General features: G+C 44.2%; 14 protein-coding genes. 13 read left to right on the top strand and 1 reads right to left on the bottom strand.

Annotated elements, in window-relative coordinates; genetic code table 11:
• The first annotated feature begins 50 nt into the window (after positions 1-50).
• From AC07NA_RS16400 to AC07NA_RS16370, 7 genes are all read left to right on the top strand, one after another.
• A complete protein-coding gene (locus tag AC07NA_RS16400; protein ID WP_494898669.1) occupies positions 51-863 on the top strand; it encodes an SDR family oxidoreductase in 813 nt (270 codons plus the stop codon).
• Positions 864-1,020: 157 nt separating this feature from the next.
• Positions 1,021-1,938, top strand: coding sequence for an AraC family transcriptional regulator (locus AC07NA_RS16395; RefSeq protein ID WP_494898668.1), 918 nt, complete (start codon positions 1,021-1,023; stop codon positions 1,936-1,938).
• A 188-nt stretch (positions 1,939-2,126) separates the two neighbouring features.
• Complete coding sequence (locus AC07NA_RS16390) at positions 2,127-2,771, top strand: SDR family NAD(P)-dependent oxidoreductase (protein ID WP_494898667.1); 645 nt, start codon at positions 2,127-2,129, stop codon at positions 2,769-2,771.
• Positions 2,772-2,796: 25 nt separating this feature from the next.
• A complete protein-coding gene (locus AC07NA_RS16385; protein WP_494898666.1) occupies positions 2,797-3,453 on the top strand; it encodes a putative quinol monooxygenase in 657 nt (218 codons plus the stop codon).
• A 16-nt stretch (positions 3,454-3,469) separates the two neighbouring features.
• Positions 3,470-4,318: an oxidoreductase gene (locus tag AC07NA_RS16380; protein ID WP_494898665.1), complete on the top strand. Its 849-nt coding sequence runs from the start codon at positions 3,470-3,472 to the stop codon at positions 4,316-4,318.
• 379 nt (positions 4,319-4,697) lie between these two features.
• The gene (locus AC07NA_RS16375) at positions 4,698-5,564 is read left to right on the top strand and encodes an oxidoreductase (RefSeq protein ID WP_494898664.1); all 867 of its coding nucleotides are present in this window, start codon (positions 4,698-4,700) and stop codon (positions 5,562-5,564) included.
• Positions 5,565-5,612: 48 nt separating this feature from the next.
• On the top strand, positions 5,613-6,155 hold the full coding sequence (locus AC07NA_RS16370; protein ID WP_494898663.1) for a VOC family protein: 543 nt from the start codon (positions 5,613-5,615) through the stop codon (positions 6,153-6,155).
• Between the two features lie 227 nt (positions 6,156-6,382).
• Here AC07NA_RS16370 and AC07NA_RS16365 read toward each other — a convergent pair whose 3' ends face one another.
• Positions 6,383-7,243 carry a sigma-70 family RNA polymerase sigma factor gene (locus AC07NA_RS16365; protein ID WP_494898662.1) on the bottom strand — a complete coding sequence of 287 codons (861 nt, stop codon included), beginning with the start codon at positions 7,241-7,243 and terminating at the stop codon, positions 6,383-6,385.
• A 430-nt stretch (positions 7,244-7,673) separates the two neighbouring features.
• Between AC07NA_RS16365 and AC07NA_RS16360 the strand changes: the two genes are divergently transcribed.
• The 6 genes from AC07NA_RS16360 to AC07NA_RS16335 all read left to right on the top strand — a co-directional run bounded on the left by AC07NA_RS16360 (position 7,674) and on the right by AC07NA_RS16335 (position 16,548).
• Positions 7,674-8,273 (top strand): sigma-70 family RNA polymerase sigma factor, encoded by a 600-nt coding sequence (locus AC07NA_RS16360; protein ID WP_494898661.1) that lies wholly within the window; start codon positions 7,674-7,676, stop codon positions 8,271-8,273.
• 80 nt (positions 8,274-8,353) lie between these two features.
• Positions 8,354-9,313: a FecR family protein gene (locus AC07NA_RS16355; RefSeq protein WP_494898660.1), complete on the top strand. Its 960-nt coding sequence runs from the start codon at positions 8,354-8,356 to the stop codon at positions 9,311-9,313.
• Positions 9,314-9,447: 134 nt separating this feature from the next.
• Complete coding sequence (locus tag AC07NA_RS16350) at positions 9,448-12,951, top strand: SusC/RagA family TonB-linked outer membrane protein (RefSeq protein ID WP_494898659.1); 3,504 nt, start codon at positions 9,448-9,450, stop codon at positions 12,949-12,951.
• 18 nt (positions 12,952-12,969) lie between these two features.
• A complete protein-coding gene (locus AC07NA_RS16345) occupies positions 12,970-14,730 on the top strand; it encodes a RagB/SusD family nutrient uptake outer membrane protein (RefSeq protein WP_494898658.1) in 1,761 nt (586 codons plus the stop codon).
• A gap of 205 nt (positions 14,731-14,935) precedes the next feature.
• Positions 14,936-15,553 (top strand): RNA polymerase sigma factor, encoded by a 618-nt coding sequence (locus AC07NA_RS16340; RefSeq protein ID WP_494898657.1) that lies wholly within the window; start codon positions 14,936-14,938, stop codon positions 15,551-15,553.
• A gap of 56 nt (positions 15,554-15,609) precedes the next feature.
• Positions 15,610-16,548, top strand: coding sequence for a FecR family protein (locus AC07NA_RS16335; RefSeq protein WP_494898656.1), 939 nt, complete (start codon positions 15,610-15,612; stop codon positions 16,546-16,548).
• The last annotated feature ends 180 nt before the right edge of the window (positions 16,549-16,728 follow it).

The following is a 16,728-nucleotide window of genomic DNA, read 5'->3' as shown; positions in this document are numbered from 1 at the left end:
AAATAACTATATATCAAATCAATTTTTTAACAAACCAAAAACTAAATAACATGTCAACTACAAAAACAATTCTGATAACCGGAGCGGGCTCTGGTTTTGGTGAAGGAACAGCGATCGGTCTTGCTCAGTTAGGTCATAAAGTAATTGCCGGTGTGCAAATTTCACCGCAGGTAACCCCATTGCGCCAAAAGGCCGAAGAACTGGGTATAAGCGATAACCTGGAAGTGATCAAGCTGGATATCCTCGACAAATACGATGTAAAAGTTGCCTTGAAATATGATATCGACGTACTGTTCAGCAACGCCGGTTACGGCGAAAGCGGCCCGGTATTCGAAATCCCTGTCGAACTGGTGCGTGCTAATTATGAAACCAACGTTTTCGCTCCGCTTGAACTGTCGCAGCAATTTATCAACAAATGGATCAATGCCGGTAAAGCGGGCAAAGTTGTATTCACTTCATCAATGGGCGGCTTGTTTACACCATCAGGCTACGGTATTTATGTATCAACCAAACACGCGCTTGAAGCGGTTGCTGAAGCCCTGGCAGATGAACTGAAATCATATAATATTAAAATACAAACCATTAACCCGGGTGCCTACCTCACCGGCTATAACGAAACCATGGCCGAAAATGCTTTCCGCTGGTTAGATGACGAAGTGAATTTTACCAAACGCGCCGATATGAAAGCCAACTTCGATTCGCTGCTGGGCACTCCCGAAGGACGTTTAGACCCGAAAGAAATGATTGACGCGATGATACAGATCGTACCATCAGATACCGGCAAGTTCCGTAATGTGGTTCCGAAATTTGTGGAAGACATGCTGAAAGATCACCAGGTAAAAGCTTGGGAAAACACCATATAATTTCATTATCAGCAATGAAAGGAAGGCCGGTTGTTACAACCGGCTTTTTTGAGGATACGCCAAACTGATAAAGCTTAACTTTTGGTGACCAATCAACACATACTTATATTCAATTTTTAGATAGATTTGTATAAACACCTCACACATACCTGCCATCATGATAAAAACAACCTTAGACAGTAAAGCCATCGATACGCTACGCGATTTGCCCGACATGATTCCCGTTTTTCGTGAGTTTTTTGAGGACTGGACCATCCGGGTATTTAACCGGGAACAGCACGAATGCCGTAACTACCTTTCGCCCAATAGGCGGGAGTTTTATAAAGTGCTGTTGATCACTAAAGGTACAGGTGTATTCACTATGGGGTTAAATACCTATTATGTTGAGGAGCCCACGCTTTTATTCATCCATCCTAATGATATCATTTCGTGGAAGAACCTTTCGGAAGAATCGGGCGGGTATTACGTACTGTTTAAAAAAGCCTTCATAAATCATCATAACCAACTTAAGGCAGTGATAGATAAATTCGCGCTGTTTACTGATAAATCAAAAAGCGTGATCAGGTTAACCGAAAGCGAGGTGCCCCGCATTAGCCAGTATTTTGAAAGGATGCAGGAGGAAGAGCTGAGCGATGGCGATTTTAAAGAAGATGCCATGCAGGCCTTTCTGCAATTACTGATGGTAGAAAGCATGAAGGTAGCCCGCCATCCTAAACCTGATGAAGTAACCGAGGACTATTCCCACATTCATCATTTTTTTGATTTGCTGGAAAAGGAAACATCAGGCATTAATTACAGCACACCCATCCGTATCAAAACCGCTAAGGAGTTTGCCGATAACTTGCACATGCATCCCAATTACCTTAACGCGCTGCTGAAAAAACATACAGGCCAAAACGCCAGTACACACATACGCAATCGTATTTTAGATGAAGCAAAGGCACTGTTGCTGCAAACCGACTGGAGTTTACAAGACATTAGCTACAGTATAGGATTTGCCGAACAGCCCAGCTTTAACCTCTTCTTTAAAAAGAATACCGGTGTTACCCCGGCAGTGTTCAGAAAGAGCGCCTGATTTTTTGTTTATACCCATAGGTTAGCAGGCCCTGCGTTTTAAAAAACGGAGGGCATGTTTGCATTCTGTATGATGTGTTTACCCCTCTGTTTTAAAACTTTGATATTCATAATACATGCTTTGCTATTCGTAAAACCCGGGGCAGCCCTTGTGCCGAAATTTGTTCTGTCAAATAAATGATAAACAAAATGAAAAAGTCAATATTAATAATCGGCGCAGGCCCGGGCCTGAGTTTGGGCGTAGCCGAAAAGTTTGCTAAAGAGGATTTTAGCATCAGTTTGATTAGCCGTAGTGCAGCCAATCTTGAAAAAATAAAAAATGAACTGGGCGCCAAAGGGATCGAAGTAACCTATGCCGCCGCTGATGCCGGCAATGCTGCGCAGCTTGATGAAGTTATTAAAGCGCTTTCTGCAAAGGTAGATGGCTTTGATGTGGTATTGTATAACGCAGCGGTGGTTAAAGCCAAAGATATTATGGAAGAAACCGCGGCCGACCTTACTTATGAATTTACAATTAACGTGGGCAGCGCCGTACAATCATTGCAAACTGCTTATCCAAATTTAAAAGCAAAACAAGGTGCCTTCTTATTAACCGGTGGTGGTCTGGGCGTTAGTCCGATGGCGGCTTATGGATCATTATCAATAGGTAAAGCGGGTCTGCGAAGTTTGGCCTACCAATTACACGAGCGTTTAAAAGATGAAGGTATTTATGTAGGATTATTAACCGTAGCCGGCTTTATTAATCCTGAAAGTACAACGCATTCGCCGCTGGTTTTAGCCGACCTGTTCTGGAAACTGTATACCGACAGGAGCGAAATAGAGATCCATCAATAATTATCCATTTAAACAGAAAACGATCATGGAAACAATAGATCAGGCTACGAATGTACAGCAGGCAGCGGTTACGTTATTTGTTAAGGTGGCGGCCAAATCGCGCAGCATTGAAAAAGCCCGCGAAGCGCTTTTAGCGGATGTTTACGGTGCCCGTACAGAAGCCGGGAATTTTAAAATGGAGCTTTACCAGGCCGAAGGCGAACCCGATAATTTTTATCTGTTTGAACGCTGGGAAAATCAGGGTGAACTGGAAAATCATTTCATTCAGCCTTACACTACAGGTGCCTTTGATTTGCAACTGGCAGACCTTACCGAACCTATAGAAATGAATTACCTGACTGATTTGTGGCCCGCCGGGCACGATTTGCAAAAGCAAAAACACAGGCCGCTTACCACGCTTATAGTACCCTTTGAAACTATACCAGGTAAAGAGGAGGAGTTTGTGAACCTGTTTGAAGCTTTTGTGCCATTGGTAAGGCAGGAGCCCGGTAATGTAGAATTTCATTTGCTGAAAGTTAACAACAGTGATAACCGCTATGTGCTTTATGAACGCTGGGAAAATCAGGAGGATTTAAATGCGCACAACGCGTTATCTACTACTGCCGAAATGGTTAGCAGCATAACGCCATTACTAACCAAGCCGGTTATTGAATTTGTATTGTTTGCAAAGGATATCAGTTAAATTTAAAAATACCGTTATGAATCATCAAAAAACATGGCTGATAACCGGGGCTTCGCAAGGCCTCGGTTTAGCCACCGTAAAATATCTTTTATCAAGAGGGCAAACAGTTATTGCTACCACCAGGAATACTGAAAAATTTAATGCAGAAGTGCGTAAGCACGAAAATATAGAAGTAATAAACCTCGACCTAACCAGTGAAACAGCTGTGCAGAATGCGGTAGAATTGATAGCCGCTAAATATGGCCGTATTGATATACTGATAAATAATGCCGGTTATGGATTTGCAGGAGCTATTGAAGAGGCGAGTGAAACAGAAATTGCCCAAGTACTGGCCATTAATGTTGAAGCAACCCTGCGTATGACCCGCTATGTGTTGCCGGTTATGCGTAAAGCAGGTTCCGGGCATATCATTAACCTGTCGTCGGCATCGGGTTTAGTAAGTGCTGCCGGTTTTGGTATTTATAACGCCGCGAAGTATGCGGTTGAAGGTTTATCTGAGGCCCTGTATCACGAATGTAAAGAGCTGGGCATTAAAGTAACTATTATTGAACCGGGGGCATTCAGAACCAATTTTTTAGATAGCTCGCTGGCCATAGCCAAACGCACCATTGCCGACTATGATGCCACTGCGGGCAATTTTAAAAACAGGCTGCTGGCAAATAATGGACATCAGCCCGGCGACCCCGAAAAAGCGGCAGAGGCTATTGTCTGGGTAGCTGAAATGGAAAACCCGCCTTTAAGGTTGCTGCTCGGCGAGGATGCATATAATCGCGTTGCCCAAAAATTGGCCGGTATGACCGCTGAACTGGAAAAATGGAAAGCATTAACTCTGTTCACCGGTTACCATCACACGCTAAACCAATAAACGAAACCAATATAAAAAACGATCGACGTTGGTGTACGTATAGCCATTGAGGCTGTAAGTACACCAACGTTGATCGTTACAAAATATAAATTATTGTATCGGCTTTGCCGGTCAATCCAACTTTACGCTGCCCGCTATACCCGTTCGTGAAGATCAATTGTTTAGCGAGGTTATCCGGAAGCGATCCATTTACCGCCTGCTTTAAACAGGTATACACCCATAAGTATAGAAGATTACATCATAGCTATTGCAGGCTTAGTTATGCAGTGTTAAGATGCCCCAATCTTTGAAATTCATAAAGTAACCTTTGTTATTAATATAGTCCGCAGGGGCGTTTCTACGGAACTTTGGTGTATCAAAAAAATAAAAAATATATAAAATGAAAACTCAAAAAACATGGTTTATTACCGGCGCCTCAAGAGGCTTCGGTTTAGATATCACCAGGGCCGTATTAGCGTCAGGTGATCAGGTAGTGGCAACTGTTCGCAGCAAAGCTGATGAACTTACCGCTCAGTTTAACGGCGATGCTAATTTATATGTGGTTACTATGGATGTAACCAACGAGCAGCAGGTAAAAGCCGCTGTACAGCAGGGGATAGAGCACTTTGGCCGTATTGATGTATTAATTAACAATGCCGGTTATGGCTTGCTTTCGGGCGTAGAGGAGGGCAGTGATGCCGAAGTAAAACAAAATTATGAGGTTAACGTATTTGGCTCGCTTAACGTGATCAGGGCTGTGCTGCCATCAATGCGTAAACAACGTTCGGGCCACGTTATCAATATATCATCGGTAGGTGGTTTGGGCGCCTATATGGGCTGGGGGCTTTATGGTTCAACTAAATTCGCTATCGAAGGTATTACCGAAGCTTTAGCCCAGGAATTGAAACCACTGGGGATACATGCAACGGTGGTAGCTCCGGGCTTTTTCCGTACCAACTTCCTGGATGAATCCTCATTGATCAGCAGCAAAAATGTAATTGATGATTATGCTGAAACTGTAGGCGCCATGCGCGATTTTGCCGCTAAAGCAAACCGCCAGCAACCCGGCGACCCTGAAAAACTGGCTTTGGCCTTTGTAAAATTGGGTAATGCAGAAAATCCGCCGGTGCATTTGCCATTGGGTAGTGATACCCTGCAACGCTTCCGCGAAAAAACAGCCGCTTTTGAACAGGATATTACCAACTGGTACGATACCATAACCGGTACCGATCATGACGATGTTGCCGCAAAAGCGCAGGTAAACTAATCCGATTTCATTCAACAGTAAACAATCATCAATTTCAAATTAAGTATCATGAAAACAGTATTAAGAATCAGTTTATTGATCATAGCGTTCTTTACCTTATCGATAGCTGTAGTAAAAGCACAACAAACAGAAGAAACAGGTTTTACCATGCCCGCGCTTAACCCTAACAGCGCCCTGGCCGGTTTAAGCGGCAATCACGTAGGTATACGGGTGCCTGACTATGCTGCCGCCATTAAATGGTATACCGAAAAATTAGATTTTCGCATTATTCATGAGTGGGATTATGCGGATGAAAAGCTGGCCTATCTGGCACCTGCCAATACCAACGATTTTTGGATCGAGATTTTGGCCGGCGGCAAGCTTACCCCTAAAACCAAATACAGTGATCTTGGTAAAAGTTTGGGGGTGGGCGGTTATCACCACATCTGTATGCACGTTACCAATCTTGATAAAACGCTTGCCGAACTAAAAAAACGCGGTGTAACCATTGTTGGCGATACCTTTTACCTGGAGGCCATTACCCGCAAGCTGGCATTTTTTCAAGACCCATGGGGTAACATGATAGAGCTGGCCGAAGTAGTTAAAAGGTAATAGATGTGTGTGGTTGATAGAGGAGTGTCGGAACTAAGAGGGCCGGCACTTTTTTTTATCTAAACATGCTGTATCAAAAGCCAATTTCGGTAAAATCATACCAATAAAAAACGTTGAGTTTAACGCTTATTAAGCAAAAAAGGGAGGGGCAGTTTTCAATTTGAAAACTGCCCCTTTATATATTAAGCCGACTGTTATTTAAAGCATCCGCGTAATGCAGCGGTTGTTTAATTTAAATAGGATCTCAGCGATTTGGCCCGCCTGTTATCACGTAATCTTGCCAATGCTTTATCTTTAATCTGCCTTACTCTTTCGCGTGTTAAGGAATACCTTTCACCAATCTCTTCCAGGCTGTGAGGTTGTCCGTGCTTCAATCCGAAGAAAAGCTCTATTATATCTCTTTCTTTTTCTCCAAGCATGCGCATGCTGTCAGCTAATTCGATGCTTAGCGATTCATTGATCATTTCCTTATCCGTGCCCGGTTCAGCGCTTTGTAACACATCTAAAAGTGTATTGTCTGCATCGCTTGAAAACGGCGTATCGTATGACAGGTGCCTTCCGGAATGGGCAAGTGAATTGCTCACCTTATCTACAGTAGTTTCCAGCTCTTCCGCCAGTTCCTCAGGTGTTGGCTGCCTTTCGTATACCTGCTCAAGCTTTGAAGCCGATTTAGCTATTTTTGAAAGATCGCCTACCTGATTTAAAGGTAAACGTATCATGCGCGATTGTTCGGCAATTGCTGCAAGTATAGATTGACGGATCCACCAAACGGCATAGGAAATAAATTTAAACCCCTTTGTTTCGTCAAAACGTTTTGCCGCCTTAACCAAACCAAGATTGCCTTCGTTAATCAGGTCGCCCAGTGTTAATCCGGAGCTTTGATACTGTTTCGCTACAGATACAACGAAACGAAGGTTTGCTGTAGTTAACCTTTCCAACGCCGCCTGGTCGCCCTCCCTTATCTTTTGAGTTAAAATCACTTCTTCCTGCGGACTAACCATCGGAATCTTTGCAATGTCTGACAAGTATTGATTCAACGACGCTGTCTCACGATTGGTGATCGACTCACTAATTTTAAGTTGCCTCATTTATTAAAATAATTTAAAAGTGAATGTTAAAGATTCTGTGCCTTAGAATGCGCGGAAAGCGAAATGGTTCTCTCAGAGAATTCAGCGGTTGCTGATGCTTGCGTAGAAAGGAATTTGAAATCTTTTTAATACGCAAATATACGCATAGATAAAGAATATAGTGTTAACTGGATGTCAATAAGATAGCTTAGCAGTGTTCTTTTTGCATCCCCAATTCAATATTCATCCGCAGAACATGTTGATTCATGTGTGAAAGGTCTAATCTTGGAAAAACAGAAAACGGTAAGAATCCCCGTTGATTTAAAAACTTTTCTCTCTTGAATAGCCATTATATAAAACCTTCAATGTAACATTTTTACAACATTCTTAATAAATTCATAACATTTCGGGCATAGGCTAAGCAAAAGCTAAGAGATATTTTTGCGCTGCAATGAGCGAGATACAAACCGGAAGTGATACCCATCTGTTAGCGGCTATACAGGCAGATGACAGTAGTGCCTTCCGTTTGTTATATGAGCGGTATTGGAAAGCCCTGTATATACGTGCCTGCAAAAGCGTTGATGAGGATGAGGCCAAAGATATGATACAGGAAGTAATGGTATCGCTATGGAACCGCCGCCACCACATCAGTATTGAAACAGACGATGATTTAGGCCGTTACCTGTTTACCGCGTTAAAGTACCGGGTAATAAGCTTTTATACCTACACCTCGGCCAAGGTTAAACGGGCAGCCCTGCTCGAAATACCTTTGGAGGCAAGCCCCGAAAGTTTAATGGAAGGCAAAGAAATGAAGATGCGCCTTGATTCGGTAGTGGAAGCTATGCCGGGCAAAATGCAGCTTATTTTCCGTATGAGCAGAGACGAGGATATTTCTATTGCTGATATAGCCTTCAAGCTTAACCTATCCGAACAAACGGTAAAGAACCAAATTAGCCAGGCTCTTAAAAGACTGCGTGCGACTGTGCTTGAGCAGCAAACCGGCGACTGGGTGGTACCCGTAATTTGCCTGCTTTACAGTACCCGGCTGTAGTGAAACTTAATATAACATTAACACACTTCGTATAGTACCAAAAGCGGTTTGCTTTGATAATAGGTCAAAAAGCATACTGAATGGGCAGCTTAAAAATTAAGCAAATACTAAAACGTTACCTGGAGGGCAAAAGCACCCCGGCCGAAGAACAAACTGTTGATAACTGGTACCGCAAGCTGGACGATGAAGCCCCTGTTAAAATTACCGGAGCTAAAGAAGACAGGGTGCGCGAAGAGATATGGAAAAGCATACAAGCTACCGTAAATCCAGAACCGGCCGTTGTAAAACAATTAAACTATAACTGGTTAAAAGCCGCCGCGGCCATATTGGTTTTTGGCGCTGTTGGTTTACTGCTTTGGCAAAACAACTATAAAGCACCTGTTGCCGCCAGGGTTGATGCAGGCTACACCACTATTAGCACCAAAACCGGCGAACGCAAACTGGTTAATTTACCCGATGGTACGGTACTTACCCTCAACAGCGCGTCATCCATACGTATCAATAACGATTTTACTAAAAGGCGCGATGTAAACATTACCGATGGCGAGGTTTATTTTGATGTAAAGCACGATGCCACGAGACCATTCATAATAAAAAGCGGACCGCTTACCACGCAGGTGTTAGGTACGGCCTTCAATATCAGGGCCTACCGCGAACTGAAAAAGATGTCGGTTGGGGTAACCCAGGGCAAGGTAGGGGTAATGGTTGCGCATGAGCCTGCACGTTTTTTAGTGAAAGGCCAACAGCTTGTATTTGATAAACGCAAAGCCAAAATCAGTTTATCCCGATTGGATGAAAGTACGCTGGCCTGGCAAAAAGGCTACCTCGTATTAAACGATGCTTCGTTTTACGAAATGGCCGTACTGATAAATAAGCAATACGGGGTACATGTTACCACCGCCGAAAATACAATACAACACAAACACTTCACGGCTACCTTAAACACCTCCATGTCTTCTGTAAAAGTATTGGAGGTAGTAGCCGCAATTCATCATTTAAAAATTAAACAAAGGAGGGATACCGTAGAAATTTTCCGCTAAAAAAGAAAGAGACAGTTGCTGTAACAACCGTCTCCCTGTACTGCCGCTGTAACGGCAAAAGCTTCAAATCATTTCACAATTTAAAAGCCATACAATGTATGAAATTAAAATTTAACAAACTCATCATTAAAACAATGAGAATAACTTTTCTTCTGATAAGTATACTCACCACCATTTCATTGTTGTTTCCATCGTTTGCCGGTAACGGGCAGGTGCTTGATAAAAGGGTATCTGTAACCATTAAAAACGAAACACTGGAAACCGCCATAAAAGATTTGCAGGACGAAAGCAAGGTTTACTTTGCCTACGACCGCAAATTATTAAGCAGGTTCAATGCCTCAAACGCAAGCTTTCAGCACGAAAAACTGGAGGTAATACTTAAAAAACTGTTTGAACCGCATCCGCTTAAGTTTAAGGAAGTAAACGGTGTTATTGTAATTAACGAGCTTACCCGCGAGGAGATAAAACAAATGCAGCCTGCCAAACTAACCGGTAAAGTGGTTGATGAAAAGGGCTTGTTTTTACCCGGGGCCACCGTTAAAATAATGGAGCTTAACCAGGCCATTCAGAGTGACGATGGCGGTAACTATAGCCTACAGGCTCCGGCAGGTATTTATACCGTGGAGGTAAGCTATGTATCGTACCAAAGCCAGCGTTTTCAAAATGTACAATTAAAGGCAGGCGAAACCACCAATTTGGATGTTAAACTATTGCCATCGCTTAACGGACTTAACGAAGTGGTGGTAGTAGGTTACGGTACGCAAAAAAAGGTAAACTTAACCGGCGCGGTAAGCCAGGTAGATTCTAAAGTGTTTGATGATCGCCCGGTGGCAGGTGTGGCGCAGGCCTTGCAAGGTACTATCCCCAACCTTAACATCACTTTTGGCGATGGTCACCCGGGTAGCACGGGTAAATATAACGTGCGTGGTTACGCGTCAATCACCAATGTGAGCGGTTCGCCACTGGTATTGATAGATGGCGTAACCGGCGATATCAACATGCTGAACCCGCACGATATTGAAACCGTAACGGTATTAAAAGACGCGGCGTCATCTGCTATTTATGGTGCAAGGGCAGCCTTCGGTGTAATATTGGTTACTACCAAAAAAGCCAAAAACGGTAAGCTAACGGTTAACTACGGCAGTAATTACGGTATTCAACAGGTTACCACCCGTACCGATTTTATTACCGATGGTTATACACAGCTGCGTTTGGTTGACGAAGCCTTTTCGCGTAACGTGGGTAACAGCTATAGCGGTTATACTGCCGAAGATTACGAACAACTGAAATTAAGGCAAACTGATAAATCATTACCGCAGGTAGTGGTGCAAAACCGTAACGGGCAAGAGCAATATGTTTATTACGGCAGTACCGATTGGTGGAACTTCCTGTTTAAAAAGAACACCCCGTCTATGGAGCACCACCTCAATATTACGGGTGGTAATGATAAGGTTGACTTTATGCTGTCGGGCCGTTATTACCAGCAAAAAGGTATTTATCAATCGTATTTACGTGAGGATGTGTACAACGCTTACAATTTCAGGGCTAAAATTAACGCGCATCTTTCAAAATGGTTAACTGTATTTTCAAACACGCAGTTTGCCGCTAATGATTATACCTGGCCTGCCAATGGTTATAATTCTAATAACCCTGGTTTGTATAACCACGCTATGGCCGCTTATGTGCCGCAAAACCCCGATGGTACTTTTACTTACCGTACCAACCTGAACAACTACGGCGCTAACGAGTATGCCGATCTGCAAAATGGCAAAAGCCTTGGCGGTACCAAAAATTACGATTTTACCAATACCGTTGGCTTTAGCGCGACTATCACCGAAGGCTTGGTTTTAAATGGTAACTATGCCTACCAGTTAAGTCCCGGATCAAACTTTCAGCGTAAAACAAAAATACCGTGGTCAATTATTCCGGGGGTAATTAACTATGAGGGTAACGATCAGTATAATGAAGGTACCCGTTCAGATCAGCACCATTCGGTAAACTTGTTTGCCACTTACGAGAAAAAGATCAGCCAAAACAACTTCAAGTTTACAGGCGGTTACAACTACGAGCTGCAACGGTACAAAACCAATACTACCATGCGCCAAAACCTGTTATCTGAAGATTTGAACCAGATAGATTTAGGCACCGGCACGCAGCAGGCAGGCGGCAACGCCAGCGAATACGCGCTGTTAGGTTACTTTGGCCGTATCAATTATGATTACGCCGGTAAATACCTGTTAGAGGTTAATGGTCGTTACGATGGTACATCGCGTTTCCCGAGCGATAGCCGTTTCGGTTTCTTCCCGTCGGTATCGGCCGGCTGGCGTATCAGCGAAGAGAAATTCTTCAGCGCCCTGAAACCCGCGGTATCTGAATTTAAACTGCGCTCATCATACGGTACTTTGGGTAACCAGGATGTAGGCTCGGGCAGTAGCAACCTTTACCCATATATCCCGGTAATTAAATCAACCCTTACCAGGTGGATAATTGACGGCAACCAGGCACAAACATTGAGTGCGCCCGACCCGGTAGTACCCGATTTTACCTGGGAAAAATCAACCTCGCTTGATTTTGGTGTAGATATGGCTTTCCTTAATAACAGGCTGCAAGCGTCGTTTGACTGGTATCGCCGCAAAACTACCGATATGCTGATCAATGGTAAAACATTACCATCGGTATACGGTGCCGGTTCACCAAAACAAAATGCAGGTGATTTGATGACCAAGGGCTGGGACCTGACCGTAAACTGGAGAGATAACGGTACTATTGGCGATAAACCTTTCGGCTATAACTTTGGCGTGGTGCTGTCAGATTATAAGGCTAAGATCACCAAATTTGATAACCCCAACAAATTGCTGAACAACTTTTACGAAGGGCAGGAACTTGGCGAAATGTGGGGATACAGCATTGATGGTTTCTTCAAATCTGACGAGGAAGCTAAAAACTGGAAAATTAATCAGGATTATGTGGATGGTCAGCGTACCGGTTCGCCGGGCGAGTGGAGCCAGCTGCACGCGGGCGACCTGAAATTCAGGGACCTTAACGGCGATGGCGTGATCAATAACGGCAAGAATACACTGGACGATCATGGCGACCTGAAAAAGATAGGTAACTCGTTACCGCGCTATTCGTTCGGTATCAATGCGGGTTTCAACTATGCTAACTTTGATCTTTCTTTATTTTTTCAGGGGATTGGTAAACAAAACTGGTACCCTAATACTGAGGCAGGCATGTTTTGGGGAACATTCGGCAGACCATATTCATCATTTATCCCGGTTGATTTTGAAAGCAAATTATGGACACCCGAAAACCCTAACTCTTACTTCCCTATCAACAGGGGCTACGCGGCTTATTCAGGTGGTGAGTTGTATGATAACAACGATAAATACCTGCAAAATATAGCTTACATCAGGCTAAAGAACGCTACGCTGGGTTATAACCTGCCATCGGCAATAGTTAAAAAGTGGAAGATAGAGCGTGTAAGGTTTTTCTTCACAGGGCAAAACATGTTCACGTTTACCAAGCTGAAATCAAAATACATCGACCCGGAACAAATTACACCTGATGGCGCGGATATAGGCGGCAGGGCTTACCCTTTCATGAAAACCTATACACTTGGTTTGGATGTAACCTTTTAATGTTTAGCAACTACATAAATGAAAAAAATATTATATATAGCAATGGCAGGCATGGCCCTGCTTGCATCATGTTCAAAATCATTGGACAGGGAACCGCTTTCGCAAATATCACCTAATAAAAGTTTCGCTACTGAAAATGAGCTGAGGTTATACGTACTATCATTTTATGATAGCATGCTGCCCATTGCCGATGGCGAAGACCACGCTTTTACCAGCCTGTATACCGAAAATAGCGACAATATTGTACTTACGGGTTTAGATCAGAAACTGACCGGTAACCGTGCCGTACCCGTAGCGGGTGGCGGCTGGAGCTGGGAAGGTTTGCGCAACGTAAACTACTTTTTGCAAAACTATCAGCGTGGCGGCATCAGTCCGGCTATTGCCGAAAAGTATGTGGCGGTAGCAAAATTCTTCAGGGCGTATTTTTACGCCAATATGGTAGCCCGTTATGGCGATGTGCCATGGTATTCAAAACCTATTGAAGCTACCGATAACGAAGCCCTTACCAAAGGCCGCGACCCGCGCGCTATGGTGATGGACTCGGTTGTTAAGGATATTGATTACGCTATTGAGCATTTACCCACTAATCAATCACCGGCCGAAGTAAACAAGTGGACCGCGTTGGCATTAAAATCGAGGTTTTGCTTATTTGAAGGTACTTTCAGAAAATACCATACCGAGTTTAAATTGACCGATGCTGATCGTTTTCTGCAACTATCGGCAGATGCTGCCGCGCAGGTAATAGAACAAGGCCCGTACAATGTATTTACCAGCACAACTGATAAAGCGTATGCCAACCTGTTTAACGCCCTTACCGTTAACACTACCGAAGTGATACTGGCCAGGCAATACAGCGCCAGCGCGCAAATTTTCCATAATGTGAACTACTATACCGTATCGCCATCATTTGGTAAACCGGGTTTGGAAAAACGTTTGGTAAACAGCTACCTGATGAAGGACGGTTCGCGCTTTACCGATAAGGCCGATTATAACAAAATTCAGTTTTATGATGAAACTAAAGACCGCGATCCGCGCCTGTCGCAAACGGTACGCACCGCAGGCTATAAAAGGGTAGATGGTACTACCGTTTTGCCGCCATCATACAGCGGTACGGTAACCGGTTATCAGCTTACCAAGTTTGTAACGGCCCAGCCTAATGATGCAAACGGAAAATCGCCGAACCCGCTGCCTATTTTCAGGTATGCCGAAGTATTGCTGAACTTTGCCGAAGCAAAAGCCGAACTCGGTACATTAACCCAGGCCGATCTGGATAAATCTATCAAACGCTTGCGCGATAGGGTAGGCATGCCGGGTATGAACCTTGCCAATGCCAACAGCAACCCTGATGCTTATCTGGCAGGGCAATACACGCATGTAACCGGTAGTAATAAAGGGGTGGTATTGGAAATTCGCCGCGAACGCCGTATTGAATTGGTGATGGAGGGTTTCAGATGGAACGACCTGATGCGCTGGAAAGAAGGACATTTACTGGCCGACCAGTTTAAGGGCGCTTACTTCCCGGGTACGGGCAATTACGACCTTGATGGCGATGGTAAGGCCGATCTGGTTATTTACGAAGGTACGCAACCAACCTTGCCGGGAGCACAGTTCCTGAAACTGGGTGTTGATGTAACATTAGAGAACGGCACTGCCGGTGGCAACATCGTTATTAACCCTAACACCCCTAAAAAGTTTAACGAAGAGAGGGATTACCTTTTCCCGCTGCCAACGCAGGATCTGTTGTTAAACCGTAATTTGAAACAAAATCCAAACTGGTAAAAACAATAAGCAGCTATGCGCGCAATATCGCATAGCTGCTTTTATATTTTTTGATCATTGATTATCAGAAGAAGATCAACCTAAAGCCCAGGTGTTAATTTATTCCGCTGCCCGGCGGGTAAGTATAATAGTAATTGATGTAAAGAGTTATAATGCGCAGGCTACCTTAACCTAAAGTTCATATTCACTTTCTAATTTGGCGCCGATGAAAGAAATGGCCGATAGTGAACTGGTTGAACGGATCAAAACTTCGGACTACCCGGCATTTACCGAACTTTACCGGCGCTACTGGAAATATATCTACACCATCGCCTATCAAAAAACTGCCGACCGTGATGACGCGGCCGACCTGACACAGAACGTATTTACAGATTTTTACGCCAAAAGGGAGCAATTGGAAATCGCTATCCCGGTGAGGAACTTTCTGCGGACGGCCGTGCTTTACAAGCTATCCAACTATTTCCGCAGCCGCGGTTTTCGTGATAAACATTACCGTAATTTTCAGCAGTTTTTGAACCAGGCAGAGGCAACCGATACCTCCTTCGACCCGCTTGCCGCAAAAGAAACCGAAACTGAATTTGAGCAGATGGTAAACCTGATTTACCAGGCCATTGAAGAAATGCCGGAAAAGATGAAAGAAATTTTTCTGCTGAGCCGAAGCGGTCAATATTCGGTCGCCGAGATTGCCGGTCGCCTCGGGGTTACGCCACAAACGGTTAAAAATCAGGTGAGTAATGCCCTGTCCAGGATCAGGTCGGCAGCTACCGCGAGTGGCCTGTTGGTGAGCCGGGTAGCATTTCTGATCTGGTTAACAAAACTTTAATATAAGCTTAACTTTTTCTTGTAGTACTTTTTTGCCTCTGTGTTTAATTGATACAAATGCAGAACAAAAAAAAATTAACGTCCGCTTTCCGCGGCATCTTCAGGAAGACTGCCGACCTACAGGAGAAGGAACTCTTTGCCCGCTGGTTCAGCCAGCTCGATCTGTCTGAAGGCCGGGTCTTTCGCGATACCGCGGAAGAAGAACGCGTTGGTCAGCAGATCGAAAAAAATCTTCATGCACATTTCTTTCCGGAGACGCCGGTAAAATGTTTACGGCCTTGGTTGCCTGCGGCTGCCGCGGCAGTATTGCTCATAGTTGCGGGTTTATGGTGGTTGTTGCCTGCCGGCCGGCAGCCTGCGTTTACCGTGGCCAAAACCCAAACAGGCGAGCGCAAGATCATTACCCTGCCCGACGGCTCACGCATCACCCTTAACAATGCCAGCAGCATCAGGTTCCCTGATGAATTTACCGGCCAGCAGCGTGAGGTTTCACTGGAGGGCGAAGCCTTTTTCGAGGTGGTTCATGATACTGATAAGCCATTTATAGTTAAGGCGGGGCAATTGAAGATCCAGGTGTTAGGTACCTCGTTCGATGTGCGTCATTATAATACTGATAAAACCATAGCTGTTGTGGTGGCTACAGGCAAAGTTGGCGTTATGGCAAAGGGCAGCGGTAAAACCTGGATGCTTACCCCGGGTGAACAGCTTGCCTACAACCGGTTAACGGGTAAAGCCGCTGAAAACATGGTAGATCCGGCAGATTACACTGCCTGGCAAAAAGGAGAACTTGTTTTTAAGAATGAAACACTGGAGGACATTTGTAAACGGCTGGAAAGATGGTACGGCGTAAAAATAATCATCAAAACCCCGGCCTTAAAAAGCAAGCGCATCAGCCTGAAGCCAAAGAACGAAAACCTGCAAACCGTACTGAGAATGCTAAGCATAGCCGGTGGTTTTAAGCATGAGATAAAAGGAAAGACGGTACAGATATGGTAACAGGGACAGACGAATTAAAAGAAAGGAAGCGATGATAGTATAAGAGAACTTAAACCATCACAAGTATGAAAGAAGGAGCGAAAGAATCTCACCTCTCCCGCCCCGATTAGCTTTCATCATCATTGAGTACGAACACAATAATCATTTAAAAAAGCTATGTACAATTCTACAAAAAGAAGT

The sequence above is a fragment of the Mucilaginibacter sp. GW821-FHT07G05 genome, assembly GCF_059418565.1.
The sequence above is the reverse complement of the archived record's forward strand: the minus strand, read 5'-3'. Positions and strand labels throughout refer to the sequence as shown.

What these genes read in the sequence shown, in the direction of transcription:
- AC07NA_RS16400 (WP_494898669.1), top strand. Translation starts at nt 51, where the DNA reads ATGTCAACTACAAAAACAATTCTGATAACCGGAGCGGGCTCTGGTTTT.
- AC07NA_RS16395 (WP_494898668.1), top strand. Translation starts at nt 1,021, where the DNA reads ATGATAAAAACAACCTTAGACAGTAAAGCCATCGATACGCTACGCGAT.
- AC07NA_RS16390 (WP_494898667.1), top strand. Translation starts at nt 2,127, where the DNA reads ATGAAAAAGTCAATATTAATAATCGGCGCAGGCCCGGGCCTGAGTTTG.
- AC07NA_RS16385 (WP_494898666.1), top strand. Translation starts at nt 2,797, where the DNA reads ATGGAAACAATAGATCAGGCTACGAATGTACAGCAGGCAGCGGTTACG.
- AC07NA_RS16380 (WP_494898665.1), top strand. Translation starts at nt 3,470, where the DNA reads ATGAATCATCAAAAAACATGGCTGATAACCGGGGCTTCGCAAGGCCTC.
- AC07NA_RS16375 (WP_494898664.1), top strand. Translation starts at nt 4,698, where the DNA reads ATGAAAACTCAAAAAACATGGTTTATTACCGGCGCCTCAAGAGGCTTC.
- AC07NA_RS16370 (WP_494898663.1), top strand. Translation starts at nt 5,613, where the DNA reads ATGAAAACAGTATTAAGAATCAGTTTATTGATCATAGCGTTCTTTACC.
- AC07NA_RS16365 (WP_494898662.1), bottom strand. Translation starts at nt 7,243, where the DNA reads ATGAGGCAACTTAAAATTAGTGAGTCGATCACCAATCGTGAGACAGCG.
- AC07NA_RS16360 (WP_494898661.1), top strand. Translation starts at nt 7,674, where the DNA reads ATGAGCGAGATACAAACCGGAAGTGATACCCATCTGTTAGCGGCTATA.
- AC07NA_RS16355 (WP_494898660.1), top strand. Translation starts at nt 8,354, where the DNA reads ATGGGCAGCTTAAAAATTAAGCAAATACTAAAACGTTACCTGGAGGGC.
- AC07NA_RS16350 (WP_494898659.1), top strand. Translation starts at nt 9,448, where the DNA reads ATGAGAATAACTTTTCTTCTGATAAGTATACTCACCACCATTTCATTG.
- AC07NA_RS16345 (WP_494898658.1), top strand. Translation starts at nt 12,970, where the DNA reads ATGAAAAAAATATTATATATAGCAATGGCAGGCATGGCCCTGCTTGCA.
- AC07NA_RS16340 (WP_494898657.1), top strand. Translation starts at nt 14,936, where the DNA reads ATGAAAGAAATGGCCGATAGTGAACTGGTTGAACGGATCAAAACTTCG.
- AC07NA_RS16335 (WP_494898656.1), top strand. Translation starts at nt 15,610, where the DNA reads ATGCAGAACAAAAAAAAATTAACGTCCGCTTTCCGCGGCATCTTCAGG.